Source organism: Streptomyces sp. NPDC093252, assembly GCF_040683675.1.
Classification (GTDB): Bacteria; Actinomycetota; Actinomycetes; order Streptomycetales; family Streptomycetaceae; genus Streptomyces.
The window spans coordinates 51,958-68,607 of record NZ_JBFBEM010000026.1 but is presented as its reverse complement, the minus strand read 5'-3'; the positions used below and the strand labels follow the sequence as shown (position 1 = coordinate 68,607).

Below are 16,650 nucleotides of genomic sequence, written 5' to 3'. Positions count from 1 at the left end.
GTGGAGCTGTCCAACGGGGCCGCGTCGTGGGCGGCGGGCAAGTTCCGGCCACTGCCGGACCCGGACCTGGGTCTGGGGCCGGGTCTGGGGCCGGGTCCGGGGATGGGGATGGGCCCGGGGCTGGAGGGGGTGGGCCGGCTGCCGGTGGTGGGCAGCGACGGCGGCACGGTGCCCGCGCCCGGCCGGGTGACCGGCGATGGCCAGGTGAACTCGGGGGGCGGGAACGCCGACCGCATCGACACCAGTACGCTCACCACGGCCGCTCCCCCGCCGGAACCGGCCCCGGTCCCGGTGACCGGCGGCGGGACCGGTGATCCGGTACGTGATGCCGGCGTCCCGGACGACCGGCCGGGCGAGAGCGATCCGGTCCGCACGCCCGTCCTGACTCCCGACGGACCGCTGATCGCTGTTCCCCCACTGTCCACCGCGCCCGAGGCCGGCGGTGTCGGCGGCGGACTCGGGGTGGAGGAACTGCTCAACGGCAGCCCACCCCCCAACACCGACACGGACACCGACACCGAGGCCGACACCGGCGTCCCCGCCCTCACCCCCGACCACCGCAACGTACCGGTCACCGCGGGAGAGAGCGGACAGGACCCGGCAACCACCCGCGCCCGCCAGCCCCTGCCCACACCCCCACCAACCCCCACGCCCACGCCGACCCCCACACCCACGCCGACCCCCACGCCCTCGCCGGTCCCGCCGCCCCCGATGCCTCTCGCGGGAGGCGACGCCCACACCACACCACGCCCCGGCGCGGATGCCCCCAGAACCGGCGATGCAAGGCCCCCGGAACCCAGGCCCTCCCAGCCCAGCCCCGGCGAACCCAGGCCCTCCGAGCCGAGGCCCAGCGAGCCGAGACCCGGCGACACCCGCTCCCCGGACGACCGGCCACGCGGCGACAGGAACCGCACCGCTGTCCAGGAGGACCATTCCCCCGAGGTGACAGTGAGCCCGGGAACGGATCCGCACGTCCCCTTGACCGGGCCTGTCCGCCCCACGACGACGACCACGACCAGCAGCACCGACCATCTCTTCGACGTGCTCTCGCCCGACGAAGACACCACCACAGACGGACAGGGCACCGACACTGATCAGCCCACTCCCACCGTGGCTGGCAGACACAGGGATATCGACGACACCGTCGACATCGCCGAACTCCCCCCGACAGCCACCCGCTCCGGCACCACGTCCGACGACCCGCCGGTCCCGCCGGACAGTGACTCGGAGTCGGAATCAGAAGACGACATGGCCAGCATCTTCTCCAGGAACTCCAGCAACTCGAACATCACCACCGACACCGACATCGACACCGTCCTGACCAACGTCACCACCGCCACCGCCACCGTCCCGTATGCGCCTTCACCCGGCGAGATCCGGCTGCGCGAGGCCGTGGAGGGACTGGAGGCACTGGAGGCACTGACTCGAACCGCCAGCATGCTCGGTACAGAGACCTCCCCTCCGGCCCGGGAAACCCACGACACCACGGCCGCCGGGGATCGGCATGCCATCGAGGAACGTATCCGGGTCATCCGGAGCGAGATCGGCGCCCAGCTTCTCGACCGTCAGCAGGCCGCGGTCGACGCCCACATCACGGCGGGCCAGGACCAGCCCGTCCCCTTCGGTGTCCCCCGCCCGCAGTGGCAGTCGGCGGCAGCGGCCGTCCTGCTGGCCAGGAGCCAGGGCGACCCCGCCCTCCTGGACGACAGCCTCCACCACTACACCACCCTCATTGCGCGGCACACCCCCGCCGGCACGGACAGCGAGGGGAACCACGACACCCCTCGCGTCCTGCCGGAGACCCAGCGCATCCTCGAACTCGCCGACCTGCGGGGCCGACTCGGTACCGGCCGTGACACTCCCGCAGAACCGCTCCCGCCCTCTTCACGGAACGCCCTCGACACCGCAGCACCCCGAGCCGGCACCGTACCCACCGGCACGGCCCGCCACGACACCCTCACCGGCCGGCGAGCACCTCAGCGGCCCGAGACGACCGGCGCCCACCCGTCACACACCCTCCCCCGGCAGGTGCCGGACTCCCGCCCGAGCCGTCGCGGCGATGACAGCCTCCAGGACGGAGACACACCCTCGACCCCCCTCACCGGCGAGCGAACAGGACACGGCGCCTCCACCACAGCCCAGCAGCGGGTCCGGGACGGATTCACGCGATCCGTCCCCCAGCGCGCATCACGCGTGGCCGGGCCCGAGCCGACGCAGGACCCGGCGACAGGAACGTCCAGCCCCGGCGACCATGTGTTCCGTACTCTGTCGGCCCTGAGTATCGCCGGGCCCGCGGACAGACCGCGCGCGCAGAACCCGCCCAGCGGCAGCCGGCCCTCCCCCGCCGAGCGGTCGGCGGGGGTGTCCGCCACATCCGAACAGTCCGGCTCCAGGACGCCGGAGACGGATGCGCGACGGAGGGACGTGTCCGCGCCGCCCGACGATCCCGGCGCAGACACTGTCCAGCCCCGGGCCGTGCCGGAACACGTGTGGGGTCACGGCGAGGTGGACACGGACCGATGGCTGCCCCACGGCCGCTCCCGGGGCGGGCGGCGGGGTCCGGCCGTGGACGAGGCGTTCACCTTCACGCGCGACGAGAACGGACGCCCCACCATGAGGGACTCCACGGTTCACGGTGAACGCCTGCGGGTCGGCTACTCCTGGCGGTGGACGGGCCGGACCGCAGACGACCCGGGCATCATTCATCTGACCCGCCGTATCCACCTCACCCCCGCGGAACACACCAGCGACGACGACCTGCGCAAGGTCAGGGAAGGGCTGCTCCGTTCCCTGGAAGAAGTGGTCAACCGCAAGGACTACCGGCTCCCCCACCCCCCGGACGACCGGACCGGCCGCAGCACCGGGCCCCTGCTGAGGCTCCATGTGGAGTTCACCGGGACGAGCGGGGCCGCACACTCCGAGGTCACGGTGCACCCCGGCCTGCCACCGCACCAGCGCGGCATGCGGCAGGCCCACTGGTACGCGGGCGTGGCCGACACCGCACCCGCCGCGTTCGTCCACGAACTCGTCCACGGCCTGGGCATCCAGGACGACATCCATGCCCCCGAAGTCCTGTTCTCCACCCGAACCGCCACCCCACCGGGCACGCCCACCGACACCCCGTACTCCAGCCTCATGGGACCCTTCCGCGCTCCTGAACAGCGTTTCGCCCTCAGCGGCCACCATCTCCAGCAGATCACCGACGTCCTCACCCCACACGTCCACCCGGGCGGCCCCCTCCTGCCCAGCACCACCGACGACAGCAGACACGCACCCATCTCACCCGGTGACACACAGGCCGCAGTCAACTACGACCTGATCGACAGGGCCGACACGGCTCTCATCACGGAAAGCAGCCCCGACGAAATACTGTGGCACTTCTCAGACACGGAACCCGAGATAATCTTCAGTGAAGGATTTCGCGCCGCCCAGACGGTATTCATCAAAAGAGTACCCGACTATGTGGAGGAAGGATCGGCGCAGTTCGTCGCCACCACAAGAAACCCAGAGCTATGGTTCTACAACCGACGCTACCGGTACAGGATCGACGCATCGCGTAATTCCGACTCCACGGGTGTCGATATCGTGGAGATGTACAAGCGGACAGGCTGGGAGCTCGTACCGAGATACCGGAAGGAGCAGGAGGTGGCCTTCACCGGAGGCATTGACCCAAATGCTGTGGTCAGCGTCTATGACAAACAGGAGGACCGCACGGGCACCTGGAACCGAAAAGCCAAAAAGGTCACATGGCGTCCGGGCGGCGAGGCCGACTGGGAAGACATTCTCCCTCACCTCAAATCAAGGACATACGAGATCCCCTTCGCCTGGAAGAGCAAGCAACTAAAGCCTCAGGAATTGGAAACTATCGGCCGAATCGCCGGAGAAATCGTCGATCTGGCCGTCACCCTGTACAAAGACAACCGGTCTTTCCCTGTGGTCAATGTGGTGGGATTCGGCAACGGGGGGCTCTTCCATGACGGCACAGAGGCTGGACAGTTGCGAGCCGACGCGGTCGTCGCCGCGCTTCGCACAGCGATTCAGGAGTTGGCAGCCGGACAAAAGGAGGTCCCCGGCCTGGCAAGCCTGGACATCGGCTCCCCTCCCCGCGGGCTGACCGGGCCACGACGGGCGGTTGTCACGATCAAGCCCTTGACCGGAATGGTGTGAGCGGCGAGCGGGACCTGCCCGAGCGGGAACTCGGGCACCTGCCCGGCTATGCGGGCTCGGCACCGGTCCGGGTCGGCAACCGCGCCGCCGGACAGCTCCAGCTAGTGCCCTGACCGGGAAGGTTCGCCGGGGCGGTCGTCCGGGCGGTTGGATGTACGGTCACGTCCGCTCCGACTGCTGGGGATTGTGGTGGCTGAGCTTGTCCGTGTGCGCAGGTTGACCGACCAGGAGGGGCAGAAGCTGCGGCAGATCGTGCGCCGGGGCAGCACCAGTTCGGTGCGTTACAGGCGCGCGATGATGCTGCTGGCTTCGGCTGGCGGCAACCGGGTGCCTGTGATCGCGCAGTTGGTGCAGGCCGATGAGGACACCGTCCGGGATGTGATCCACCGCTTCAACGAGATCGGCCTGGCCTGTCTGGACCCTCAGTGGGCGGGAGGCCGTCCCCGCCTGCTCAGCCCTGACGATGAGGACTTCGTCGTCCAGACGGCCACCACCCGCCCGACCAGGCTCGGCCAGCCCTTCACCCGCTGGTCCATCCGCAAACTCGCCGCCTACCTGCGGAAAGTGCACGGCCGTGTCATCCGGATCGGCCGCGAGGCATTACGGTGCCTGCTCGCCCGGCGCGGCGTCACCTTCCAGCGGACCAAGACGTGGAAGGAGTCGCCCGATCCGGAGCACGACGCCAGGCTGGACCGCATCGAGGAGGTGCCGGAGCGTTTTCCTGACCGTGTCTTTGCGTTCGACGAGTTCGGGCCGCTCGGCATCCGGCCTACCGGCGGTTCGTGCTGGGCCGAGCAGGGCTGGCCCGAGCGGCATCCCGCGACGTACCACCGCACCCACGGGGTCCGTTACTTCCACGGCTGCTACTCGATCGGCGACGACAACCTCTGGGGCGTCAACCGCCGCAAGAAAAGTGCCGCGAACACCCTGGCCGCGCTGAAGTCGATCCGGGCCGCCCGCCCCGACGGCGCCCCGATCTACGTCATCCTGGACAACCTGTCCGCCCACAAAGGCGCCGACATCCGTCGCTGGGCGAAGAAGAACAAGGTCAACCTGTGCTTCACCCCGACCTACGCGTCCTGGGCCAACCCGATCGAGGCCCGCTTCGGACCGCTGCGGCAGTCCACCGTCGCCAACTCCAACCACCGCAACCACACCGCCCAGACCCGGGCCCTCCACGCCTACCTGCGCTGGCGCAACGCCAACGCCCGCCACCCAGACGTCCTCGCAGCTCAACGCCGTGAACGTGCCCGGATCCGCAGCGAGAAGGGCATCCGCTGGGGCGGCAGGCCCCTCCAAGTCGCAGCCTGACCCAGCCCGGTGAAACCCATGCGGTCACAGCACTAGCTTCGGCTGCGCATCATCGACATCAGCAGCCCGTGCGTCTCCTCGTCGGCGCCGACCAGAAGCCCACGACCCGACTCACCAATCGGGGCACCGTCGATCCCGGTGACAACGCAGCCAGCAGCACGGCACAAAGCGATACCGGCCGCGAAATGCACGCTCCCGGAGAGGTCGCCGCCATCGGTGACATATGCGGCGCGCTTTCCGGCCGCCACCCAGGCCAGCGCCAGCGTCGTAGACACGACCCGAGGCCGGAAACGTTCGACGAACCCAGGGTGAGCCAGCAGATCCACGGCCCGGAATCCAGGTGCACTCGGGAACGGCGGATCCAGATTGACGTCCACCAACCGGCTAGCGGGTGTGGGCGTCAGCAGTGCGTCGTCGGCCCCGTCATGCCGGACCCAGGCGCTCTCCCCGTTGGTGAAGAAGACCTCGCCGCTGAACGGGTCGGCCACCGCCGCCGCCCCATCCCGCAGCGCCACGTTCACGGCTACCAGCATGTTGCCGACGGCGTAGTTCAGCGTGCCGCACAAGGGATCCACCAACCACTGGCGCACAGCGTCGGCGGCGCCCTGCTGCCCGCCTTCCTCGCCGAGCACCGCGTCATCGGGCCGTGCAGCACGGATGACGCCGAGGATCGTCTTCTCGGCCTCCACATCAGCGGCGGTGGCAAAGTCCCCGGCACCCTTGTCGATGCGGTTGAGCCGCTGGCCGTACATGTTGCGGACCACGTCCGCGCCAGCCCGCGCGCCGGTTATCGCGACTGCAGCATCGTCGGAGCTCGCGTATGAGTCGATCATGCCGTGCAGACTATCGAGGCGACGCTATAACCCCGGCGAACCTTCCCGGCCAGAGCACTAGACGCGTACGGAGAGCTGATCGACGCCCTGGACACGGCCCGGCGCCACGGTCTGGAACCGGACCCGCGGGCGGACGCCCTCCAGACCGCGCTGGTCCGCAATCTCGCCGAGGTCTGGCAGGAGCCGGACGAGGGGATCTGGGAAGTCCGCGGCGAGCGCCGTCACTTCGTCCACTCCAAGGCGACCCGGTACGCAACACCTTCACCGCTACACCACCACCGGCAGCGCCCAGGGCATCGACGGGCTCCCCGGACACGAGGGCGCCTTCCTCGCCTGCTCGTTCTGGCTCGTCGAAGCCCTCGCACTGACCGGCCGCACCGGCCGGGCCCACACCCTCTTCACGCGGCTCCTCACCCTGCGAAGCGACCTCGGCCTGTTCGCCGAGGAATGGGACCCCATCCGCCGGCGCCAGGTCGGCAACTACCCGCAGGGCTTCACCCACTGGGCCCTGCGCGACGCATCCAACCGCCTCCACACCCCCGCCGAACGGCACGTTCCCGCCCCACGCACCACACTCCCCAGCCCCACGCACACCGCCTCCACCCCCAGCACCCGCCAGGAGATGGAGACGGCGCTCTCCGCCCCCGCAGGCGCCCCGGGCGCCCCGTTCCCGGCGGCGTCCGCGTGAACCCGCTCCCCCGCAGACACCCCGCCTCCCGGACCGCACCCTGACCTGATCCGAAAAGGGCGGGGACGCGGAACCCGGCGCAGGTGCTCGTGGGGAAGCAGCCGCACCGGGCACCGCCAGGGCCCGGCGTGGAGAACACCACCGCCGCACCGCAGACGCGGCGGCCCTCCACGCCGGGTCCGACCCCGACCACCCCGATCCACACCCCGCACATCCCGCACATCCCGCTGACACCTCTACCTCCGAGGAGACCTCCGTGCTCATCAACGTGGCGACCTGCAACTTCGAGTACAACGGGGGCGGCAACCAAACCCTGTGGCGGCGGATGCACGACCGCCTGGCGTCCCTCGGACTGCATCTCCTCCTGCGGCAGGAGATGTGGGACGCCCAGGACAACGACAACGAACTCGCGGACGCGGCCGAAGCCGTGCTCGGCATGACCGGCCGCATCGGCCGCGAGTTTCGAGTCCTGGCCCGGCGCCCCGAAGCAGAGCACTGCGCACCGCGACGGCACCGGCCCACAGACTGCCGTCCGGTGTCCAGCACCTGGAAGGCAACAGATCCCCTGAGGTTGCGTGGGCATCCATGAGCCGCCCACCCGGTCGCTCCATCAGGTGTGGCGGCTCACGCGGCCGTCCCTTGTCCGGCCCTCCAGATGGCGGGCAGTGGAGACCACGCGCCTGTGCCGAGGAGCCCGCCGCGGCGGTGTGGCGGCTGCCGGGGCCGGAGTGTTCGGCCTCCCCGGCCCCGGCACGGGCTGCGGCGGGTGTCAGACGGTGGCGATCTGGCGTATCTGGATCTGGCCGTAGCGCGCGGTGGGAATGCGCCGGGCCCAGTCGAGCGCGGTGTGCTCGTCGGGTACGTCGAGGACGTAGTATCCGGCAATGGTGGATCCGGCCGGGACGCCGTCGGTGATGCGGGGGGCGCCGTCACTGAGGGTGAGGGTCTTGCCGTGGGCACCGGGGTGGAAACCCGCCTCATGGACCTTGATGCCGGCGCGGGTCAGTTCCTCGTCGAGGTCCATCCACTCCTTGACCTCTGCGTCTCCACCCGGTCCGGCCAGGGAGGGGTCGTAGGAGTAGACGAGCGCGTACTGCATGGGAGATCTCTTCTCTCTGGTGTGGCGTCAGCGGTCGGCCGGAGCGGCCGGTCCTCGCTGCTGCCGGTCTTCGATCTTCGGTCTGTAGACGGCACGCGGCACCGGAACTCATCGGCCACCGTGCAGAAACATTACTGCTGGCTTCGGGCGGGGGATGTCCCGCAGCGGGTTCCGCTGCACCGGGCGGTGCAGTCGGCCGCTTCCACCAGCCTTGGCTCTGAACTGCCGGTCAGAGCCAAGGCCCCCTCGTCCTGGCGGGGACGTCGTGCTGTGGTGCTTCCGGTCTCCGCCGCCCGGCGGCGGGACGCGGGGACGTCGAGTGCGGCCTTGCCGCGGATCCGCCCCGCCGGGAGGGCTTCGGCCGCGAGTGCGGTCTGTTGCCAGTGCCCGCGCCAGCCTGTCTCGGACATGAGTCATCCGGGCTCCAGCAGCCGGAGCGGCGCGGTGGGGTCGGCCCCGAATCGGACGGCGAAGCCGCGGTTCCCGAGGCGTCCTCGGGCAGACATCTCTCCGGCCACCTCGAAGTCGACGGTGGCGGGCCGCGCGGCCGATCGCCTGGGCGGAGGAGCGCGTCGGCGAGCTGGCCTCCGCCGACGTGGCCGAAGACCCGAAGACCGCTTCCGGTAGGGCGTCCGGCCCCAGGACCACCTTCGCGGCTCCCCATACGCGCGGGCCCTCGGCGCGGACTCTCGCCCCGACGGCGACGGTGACGTGGGCCCCGGCGGGCGCAGGCTGGACGGCGAAGCTCCCGACGCCTCCCGACGCACCGGTGGCCAGGACGCGGCGGCCGAGCACGGAGCCCGCCTCCGCACGGGGGCTGGGGCGCGGTGACCCCGGCGGCCGGGTGGGCGACGGCTGGCGCGGGGTCACAGAACCTTCAGGAGGCCGCCGTCGATGACGTAGTCGCTGCCGGTGACGTAGGACGCGGCCGGGGGAGCCGAGGAAGACGATCAGGTTCGCGACTTCCTGCGGTGTGCCCCAGCGGCCCAGGGTGACGTTGATCTTCTCGGGAAGGTCTGTCATCAGCTCCCGGATGTCACCGCCCGTGGCCTGGCTGACCCGGGGACCGTACTCGTCCCACAACGGGATGCGGATGAGCGCGGGCGAGACGGTGTTCACCCGGATCCCGCGCGGGCCGAGTTCGTCGGCGAGGCCCTTGCCGAGCACTCGGGCGCCTTCGGCGAGCAGGGTGCGGACGACCGCGCTGCCGATGCCTCCGCTGGCGGCCGTCACCACTGCGGTCCGTCCGGCAAGGTGCAGATCCATGGATTCTCCTGGGCATTCGATGGGAGACCGGGCAGGCCGCGGCTCTGGATGGGCCACGGCGTACACGGAAGGCCCGCAGGGCGCGGAGAGGATCCGGGCCGGGACGCTGGTGAAGTGGCCCCTGGGCCATGCGGCAAAGGGGGCTTGATCAGCATCCGTCCCGGGAGCGGGCCGGAACAACGCCGAATGACATGCGGATCGATTAGCACAGCTCAACGGTCGCTGCGGGGCCGCGCCGCGTGCCGTGTCAGCCCTGCGCGAGCGACTGGGTCCAGACCGGTCCGTCGAAGTAGTGGTTGTGGTTGTCGTAGACCTCGGAACTGTCCCGGATGTCCTGGACGCTCGCTTCGCCGCGGTACACCCGCTCCGGGAGCCGGTGGTAGTCGAAGCGGCACAGACCGGGGGTGAAGACGACGAGCAACTCGCCTTCCTCTCCGGGCGCGGGAGCGAAGGCGTGGGGCACGTTCGGCGCGACGGCGAGGGAGTCACCGGCGCCCAGCGCGACCACCTGGTCGTGGAGCAGGATCCGCGCGCTGTCGCCGAGGACGAAGAACATCTCCGTGGCTTCGGCGTGGAACGCCCCCTTGCGGAAGGTCGCCCGGTTCACGGTGAGCGCGCCCCCGGTGGCGCCCGCGTCGGCGAGCGGCGTGATCAGGCTGGTCGCACCGTCTCAAGGGCCACGGCTTCGGCGGCCCGTACCAGGACGGGCGCCTGCGGCTGTGGCGGGGTGGCACTCAGGTTGACGGTGTCTTTCCTCGGATCGTTTCCACCGGCTTGCTGCCCCGGTGCTCGTCCTGGCGGCCCGTGCCGACTCCGGGCGGTGTGCCGGCCGAGGGTGTACGTGGCGGTCCCGTCCTGATGACTTCGCATGCCCGGGGCCCGCCGAAGCATGGGCCTACGAGCCGACGGACGCGACAGAGGAAGGGAAGAGGGCGAGGAAGGGAAGAGATCAGGGCACCGCACACCCACAAACCTGAAGGGCACGCGCCGTGTCGCATGGGCCGATCGGAACATGGCCACCCCTCACCCGCCGTCGCACCGATGGCACGTGCCGCGCCGTCGGTCGCTGCGAGGGGCGCCCCGGTCCGCATTCCCCGTTCGAGACAGTCGGATCCCTGCCCAGGGTGTGCATGGAGAGGGGCGCGGCGCCCTCGTGCCGCGCCCCTCTCCATGTGGAGTGCGCCTGCCTCTACGGCTGGCCGGGCGGGCGCAGCCCGATCGTGAAGAAGGTGTCGAGGACGATGTCAACGTCGCGCATCGACAGCGGGAAGGGCGTCAGCAGGAGTTTGTGGTAGTAGGAGCCGTAGAGCAGCATGACCACCGTGTCGAGGTCGAGGTCGCGCGAGAGCTGCCCGTCCTCCTGTGCCGCCCGGAGGCGGTCGGCCGTCCGCTCCGCCTGCGGCTGCACGAACCGCTCATAGAGGGCCTTGGCCACCGCGGGGTCGTGCTGGGCCTCTCCCACCAGGGCCGCGTAGAGCCGGTCATAGGGCGGGGTTGCCAGCAGGCTGACCGCGTTGGTCATCTGGACGCGGAGGTCGGCGACGAGGTCGCCGGTGTACGGGTAGCCGAGATCCCCCTCGATCGAGGACAGCAGCGCGTCCAGGAAGACGGCGCCCTTCGAGGACCAGCGGCGGTAGACGGTGTGCTTGCCCACGCCCGCGCGGGACGCGATGCCCTCAATGCTCAGCTTGGCGTAGCCCACTTCCTGGGCGAGCTCGAGGGTGACCCGCATGATGTCGGCGGTGCGTTCGGCACCGCGGCCGTCACGTGAGGGAGGAGATTTGTCAGTCACACCACCACCATAATGACACGGCACGTGCCGTACCACATTTGCTCCCGGCGTGCGGACACATCATGGAAGCCCTTTCACCCTCCCGCCCGGACAGGCGCTCCCGTCACCCCGCGGGGCGAGGCCCCGGCCTTCCCGCCCGCCCTCACCCCTCAGTCACAGGGAACTGCGGACGCTTCCGCCGGTCGGCGGAAGGAACCGAGCGAGACCGACGATCCATCGTGGGCTGCGCCGGAAGCGCCGCCGGCCGCCGGGGGAGGCATCCCGGGTGCGCTCGACGCGCCCGACGCGGTGGGTCAAGGGCGGACGGCGATTGCGTCGACCTCGAAGAGCATGTCGGGCAACGCCAGGGCGGCGACGCCCAGCAGGGTCTGGGTGGGGGGCGCGTCGCCCCAGATCCGCTTGATCACGGCAAGGAGCGTGTCGAGTCTGCCCGGTTCATGGCCGACGATGTATGTACCCAGGCGTACGACGTGGCTCGTGTCGAGTCCCACGGCGGCCAACGCCGTGGCCAGATTCTCGAACGAGCGCTCGACCTGTTGGGCGAAGTCCGCCGACATGACGTGACCTTCGGTATCGGAGGCGTACTGGCCTGCTACGAGAACGATGCCGGGGGAGGGTGCGTCGACGAGGTGGCTGTAGCCGTATTCGACGGGGTTGTGCAGTCCGGCCGGGTTGATGACTGTATGCGACATAGTGTCATTTCTCCTGTGTTCGAATGCGCGGGTCGCCATGTGAGGAGCCGTGGCAGAGGGCGGCTCGGGTGAAGGGAGCGTCACCATCCTCGGAAGGCGGGAGATCGCGGAATCAGGCCGGCGCCTGCCGCAGCGGTCAGCCGTCGAGACGGACGAGCATCCTGTCGGCTCGCCGGGCGTGATTCGAGGTGGTCCGGAGGGCGTACGGGCGAAGACATGGTGCTCCGACGATGGAATCGACGGGGCTCGTGCGTCGAGCCGGGCCACGTAGGTGGCCCAGCGTCGTTGCGGGCCGTTGGGGCGGTGCCCGCTCCCTGCGCCGACCGGTCCCCGCGATTTCGACCCACACGCCGACCGTGTCCGTCCATCCCCGCATGCGTCGTCACCTTCCTTCGAGGGATCGGAGGTCCGGGGTATCCCGCGGTGTGTCGAACGCCCACGCCGTTCGCCATCGACCGCAGCCCACGCCGTCCTCGTCTCGGCCAAGCGCGCGGAGCGCTCGCTTGCCCGCCCACTGGGGATCACGTCGTTCCCAGCCGTCCGGCGAACATGACAGGCCCGTGTGCGCTGCCCTCAAGCCTCCATCGACGTCATCGTCCGGATCAAGATCGATTTTGCCCGGTTCTGTTGACCTTGACTAAACGATCGGCGGACGCAACAGACTTGAGGGACCACGGACATCGAGCGTGACCCGAGTACGCCAGCGGTACACCTCATCCCCACAGATGGAGAACGGGAGGGTTCCTCGGTTACTACCAGCGACTCGTGGCCCCCGTCGGCAACGGCGACCGCACCTTCGGGCCCCCTGCCGGCACGAACAGCGTGGTCGCGAGGACGAACCCACCAGCCCGAAGTCGGTGGGAACATCCAAGGAGAAACCACCACCAGCCCGCTGCCACGCGTCTCCGTCCTCATCCGTTTCGGCTGCTACCGCCGCCGGCAACGCGGATGACACCGTTGACGCGACATCGCGCGGACCCCGCACAACTCGTCTCGGGCTGGACCGCCGAGTAGTCAGCGCGACAGCCGACGCGGGTCTGATCACCACCGAGGTGACGCAGGTGAGTGACATCGGGCGGGTTATCCCCTGACGCCGGGTTTGCACAGGGTGGCGTATACGGTGGCCGTGCGCGCGGCGACCGTCCGGTGCAAGGGACTGGTGGGCGGATCGTCGCGCAATGGGCGCATTGTGATCGGATCGGCCATCCGGGTTTGTGCGTACACGGCACGCACCGTGCCGTGTCGCTATGATGGGTGGGTGACGGACAACCTTCCCTCCCGGGGCAGCCGTGGCGCCGACCGCACTGCAAGCATCATGCGGGCCACCCTGGACCTGGCGCAGGAAGTGGGTTACGCGAAGCTCAGCGTCGAGGGCATCGCGGCCCGCGCAGGCGTAGGCAAGCACACCATCTACCGCCGTTGGCCCTCCAAGGGGGCGGTGTTCCTGGACGCGCTGCTGTCCTCGCTCGACCACGATCTCAATTTCCCGTACACCGGCGACATCGTGGCCGATCTGCGCGAGCAGATGACCAATGCCGTCGCACTGCTCGCGAGCCCACCCTTCGGCCGCCTCTACGCGGCGCTCGTGGGAGAGGCACAGCACGATCCGGCGGTCGCCGCGACCCTGTACGAGCGGTTTGTGAAGCCGCAGATAGACAAGGCGATCGCCCGGCTCAAGACGGCGCAGGACGAAGGGCAGTTGTCCCTCGATCTGGACCTGAGGATGGCGCTGGCGATCCTGTACGGCGCCTACTATCACAATCTTCTGCTACTGCCCGACGCAGTGTCGGTGAAGGATGTCGACGCTGTCATCGACACCCTCTTCAAGATCGGCTTTGGTCCCCCGCAAGGAGCCTAGCCCCCAGCGGGTGACTTGAAGGGCTTGCTCCTGGTTCGTTCACCGCCGGCCCAGAGGTCGAATCGCTCTTCCAGGTGTGCCCGCATGACGCCGGCCCGACGGCCCCACCCGCGACCGAGAACCGGGCCATGACGTGACGTGACGCAAGCTGTACGAGCTGTACGAGCTGTACGAGCTGTACGAGCTGTACGAGCTGTACGAGCTGAGTGAATCCGATGGCATTCACCCCCGAATCAGCAGCCATCTGTTGCACAGGTTCCTGCTTCCAGGGCCCACTCGCCGCGGAGCCAAATCAGACAAGACACACAGAGTGGACAGGCGGGCACTCGCCCTGTCCGGGGTGTCCCGGGCGGGTGCTTGCAGTCGGCCCGTTCGCGAACGGGCCTGATTCGGCATGCCCGGCGCACTGAATCATCCGAGGCCCGGCTCGCCATGTCCGCGGCGGCCTCCGAGCCCACCTCGCTTCCCGATGCCCACCCCTTCACACCAGAAACGGCACGGCACGTGCCGTTGACAAGTGGCGATTTCTTCCGCATTCTCGATCTACAGAACGGCACGTGCCGTTCTGTAGATCGAGGGGTTTGTCATGTCTTCAGTACCGAGAAGCACACTTCACCAGAGCCCAGGGCGCCGCCCAGGCCCGGTGCTGGCCCTCCTGGCCTTCGCCCAGGTGATCATCTCGATCGACTACAACATCGTGTACGTCGCGCTGCCCGAGATCGGCACCGCGCTGGGCTTCACGCCACAGACCCTGCAATGGGTGATCAGCGGGTACGCTGTGGCGTTCGGCGGATTCCTGCTGCTGGGCGGCCGGGCGTGCGATCTGTTCGGCCCCCGCCGGATGTTCGTTCTGGGACTGTCGCTGTACGCCGTTTCTTCCCTGGTCGGCGGGCTGGCCCTGAATCCCGAACTGCTCATCGCGGCCCGCGCCGTGCAGGGCCTCGGTGGCGCATTTCTGTTCCCCGCGACGCTGACGCTGGTCAGCACGAGCTTCGCCGAGGGGCGGGAACGCAATCGCGCCTTCGCGGTCTGGGGCACCGCCGGCGGTAGCGGCATGATCCTCGGCTCGCTCCTGGGCGGCGTGCTGACCCAGTCGCTCGGCTGGGAATCCGTGTTCTACGTCAACGTCCCGCTCGCCGTAGCCGCAGCGCTTCTGGCCTTCCCGCTGCTTGCCCGAGACCCGGCCCGCGCGTCAGGACGCAGGTTCGACCTGGCGGGCGCCCTCACCTCCACGGTCGCGAGCACACTGATCGTCTTCGCCATCGTCGAAGGACCCGAATCCGGCTGGACATCCCCCTTCATCGTGGTCACCGCCCTCGTCGGCGTGGTGTTGATCCCCGTGTTCGTCATGATCGAGAAGCACAGCGGCGACCCGCTCATGCCACTGAGGCTTCTGCGCAACCGAAACCTGAGCACGGGCATGCTCATCACGTTCCTGTTCATGGCAACCTTCGGCACCCTGCTGTACTTCCTCACCGTCTACTTCCAGAGCGTGCACCGCTACAACGCCCTGGAGACGGGCCTGGCATTCCTGATCCCGATGGTCGCCATCGCCGCAGGCGCTCAGGGCGCCGGACGGTTCGCGACCCGGTACGGGATCCGCGCCGTGATGATCGCGAGCCTGGTCGTCGGTGCCGCCGGTACGGTCGTCCTGGGCCTGAGCATGGGCACCGACGCTTCCTATGCCGCGCTCGTTCCCGGCCTGGTGATCGTAGGTCTGGGCCAGGGCGCCGGCTACACCCTGATGTTCGGGGCCGCAGCCGTCGGCATCGCGAGCCACGAACAGGGCGTCGCCTCGGGCATGGCTTCCACCAGCCAGCAGGTCGGCGGAGCCGTGGGCCTTGCCCTGCTGGTCGCGATCGCCAACTCCGGCACCGAAGGCGTCACCGGCCACGCCCTGCGCACCGCTGTCACCGACGGCCTGCGCACCGCCGTTTTCATCGCCGCCGCAGGCATCGCCGCCACGGCGCTGATCGCCCGCAACCTCGGCCGAGGCACCGCCGGGACCATCGTGGAGGCACCCACCAAGACCACGCGCCAGCGGAACCCCGCCGACTTCACCGCGCTGTCCGATCGCCACCGCGTCGGGCGCCGGGACGGTCCCGGCGCATGACACCGCGGCGCCCCCAGACCACTACCAAGTCAGCCGTACGCCGGCCCCGGAGCCGCGGGCCGCCGAGGTTCTCATCGCGGACCAGCAGCGGCCGATCACCGCCGACAGCAGCACGCCGAGCCCGGAACCGGTCACCGACACCACGTTCGCCAACCCCGGAGCACTGAGGCTGCCCGGACCTCGTTCCACGGTCACGGCCCGCTCCATCAGGTCCGAATCCGTACACGTCAACAGAACCAACACCGGCCCGAAGCCGGTGGAAACAGCACAAGGAGAAACCCTGTGAACGCCACCACCCCTCAGCCGCAGCTCCCCGTCCTCGTCCGCGCCGACCAGGCCGCGACCATCCAGGACGGCGCGACCAGCCTGATCACCCTGCTCGCCGAGGCCGACGACCCCGGCGCCGCGCTCACCGCGAACCGGGCCACCCTCCGGAAGGGCTCGCCCGGCGCGCCGGCGCACTTCCACACCAAGGCAACCGAGATGTTCTTCGTCCTCGGCGGCGCGATGCGGTTCCTGGTCGGCGAGGAGGTACTGACGCTGCGCACCGGCGACTTCCTCACCGTCCCTGCGACGGTGCCGCACGCCTTTGCTCCCGCCGCGGGCGAGGAGGGCGACATGCTCGTCGTCTTCACCCCCGGCCTGCAGCGCTTCGACTACTACCGCCTCCTGGAGCGGGTGTATCGCGGCGAAGCCACCATCCAGGACATCCGCGACAGCTCCGAGCAGTACGACAACCACTACTTCGACAGCCCGGTCTGGAAGCAGTCACTCGAACAGGGCTGATCCGACGCCGGAGCGCCGCCCGCCGAACGGGGAATCCGCAGTCCC

General features: G+C 69.5%; 13 protein-coding genes and 1 pseudogene. 7 read left to right on the top strand and 7 right to left on the bottom strand.

The genetic code is table 11. The annotated features are described in order from the left end of the window. The first annotated feature begins 108 nt into the window (after positions 1-108). Both AB0O01_RS35850 and AB0O01_RS35845 read left to right on the top strand, forming a co-directional pair. Entirely contained in the window at positions 109-4,167 is a 4,059-nt protein-coding gene (locus AB0O01_RS35850) for a hypothetical protein (RefSeq protein WP_365320223.1), read from the top strand. A gap of 189 nt (positions 4,168-4,356) precedes the next feature. Then, entirely contained in the window at positions 4,357-5,478 is a 1,122-nt protein-coding gene (locus AB0O01_RS35845) for an IS630 family transposase (protein ID WP_365320222.1), read from the top strand. A gap of 32 nt (positions 5,479-5,510) precedes the next feature. On the opposite strand, the gene AB0O01_RS35840 is transcribed toward AB0O01_RS35845, so the two are convergent. Continuing rightward, positions 5,511-6,311: an inositol monophosphatase family protein gene (locus AB0O01_RS35840; RefSeq protein ID WP_365320220.1), complete on the bottom strand. Its 801-nt coding sequence runs from the start codon at positions 6,309-6,311 to the stop codon at positions 5,511-5,513. A gap of 75 nt (positions 6,312-6,386) precedes the next feature. Here AB0O01_RS35840 and AB0O01_RS35835 point away from each other — a divergent pair, with 75 nt between their 5' ends. Both AB0O01_RS35835 and AB0O01_RS35830 read left to right on the top strand, forming a co-directional pair. Further along, positions 6,387-7,043: a glycoside hydrolase family 15 protein gene (locus AB0O01_RS35835; protein WP_365320229.1), complete on the top strand. Its 657-nt coding sequence runs from the start codon at positions 6,387-6,389 to the stop codon at positions 7,041-7,043. A gap of 212 nt (positions 7,044-7,255) precedes the next feature. Then, entirely contained in the window at positions 7,256-7,588 is a 333-nt protein-coding gene (locus AB0O01_RS35830; protein ID WP_365320219.1) for a hypothetical protein, read from the top strand. A 180-nt stretch (positions 7,589-7,768) separates the two neighbouring features. Here the strand turns inward: AB0O01_RS35830 and AB0O01_RS35825 are convergent, their stop codons facing one another. From AB0O01_RS35825 to AB0O01_RS35805, 5 genes and pseudogenes are all read right to left on the bottom strand, one after another. Beyond that, positions 7,769-8,098, bottom strand: coding sequence for a YciI family protein (locus AB0O01_RS35825; protein ID WP_365320218.1), 330 nt, complete (start codon positions 8,096-8,098; stop codon positions 7,769-7,771). A 108-nt stretch (positions 8,099-8,206) separates the two neighbouring features. Beyond that, entirely contained in the window at positions 8,207-9,364 is a 1,158-nt protein-coding gene (locus AB0O01_RS35820; RefSeq protein WP_365320216.1) for an SDR family oxidoreductase, read from the bottom strand. Positions 9,365-9,611: 247 nt separating this feature from the next. Next, positions 9,612-10,102: pseudogene (locus AB0O01_RS35815) on the bottom strand (cupin domain-containing protein). Between the two features lie 451 nt (positions 10,103-10,553). After that, positions 10,554-11,156, bottom strand: coding sequence for a TetR/AcrR family transcriptional regulator (locus AB0O01_RS35810; RefSeq protein WP_365320214.1), 603 nt, complete (start codon positions 11,154-11,156; stop codon positions 10,554-10,556). Positions 11,157-11,449: 293 nt separating this feature from the next. Then, positions 11,450-11,848: a RidA family protein gene (locus AB0O01_RS35805; protein ID WP_365320212.1), complete on the bottom strand. Its 399-nt coding sequence runs from the start codon at positions 11,846-11,848 to the stop codon at positions 11,450-11,452. A 1,258-nt stretch (positions 11,849-13,106) separates the two neighbouring features. Between AB0O01_RS35805 and AB0O01_RS35800 the strand changes: the two genes are divergently transcribed. Both AB0O01_RS35800 and AB0O01_RS35795 read left to right on the top strand, forming a co-directional pair. Next, positions 13,107-13,706 carry a TetR/AcrR family transcriptional regulator gene (locus AB0O01_RS35800; RefSeq protein ID WP_365320210.1) on the top strand — a complete coding sequence of 200 codons (600 nt, stop codon included), beginning with the start codon at positions 13,107-13,109 and terminating at the stop codon, positions 13,704-13,706. Between the two features lie 643 nt (positions 13,707-14,349). Continuing rightward, positions 14,350-15,819, top strand: a complete 1,470-nt coding sequence (locus tag AB0O01_RS35795; protein ID WP_365320209.1) for an MFS transporter — start codon at positions 14,350-14,352, stop codon at positions 15,817-15,819. 21 nt (positions 15,820-15,840) lie between these two features. On the opposite strand, the gene AB0O01_RS35790 is transcribed toward AB0O01_RS35795, so the two are convergent. Beyond that, positions 15,841-16,014 carry a hypothetical protein gene (locus AB0O01_RS35790; protein WP_365320207.1) on the bottom strand — a complete coding sequence of 58 codons (174 nt, stop codon included), beginning with the start codon at positions 16,012-16,014 and terminating at the stop codon, positions 15,841-15,843. Between the two features lie 87 nt (positions 16,015-16,101). Between AB0O01_RS35790 and AB0O01_RS35785 the strand changes: the two genes are divergently transcribed. Then, complete coding sequence (locus tag AB0O01_RS35785) at positions 16,102-16,605, top strand: cupin domain-containing protein (RefSeq protein WP_365320206.1); 504 nt, start codon at positions 16,102-16,104, stop codon at positions 16,603-16,605. Positions 16,606-16,650: the final 45 nt, after the last annotated feature.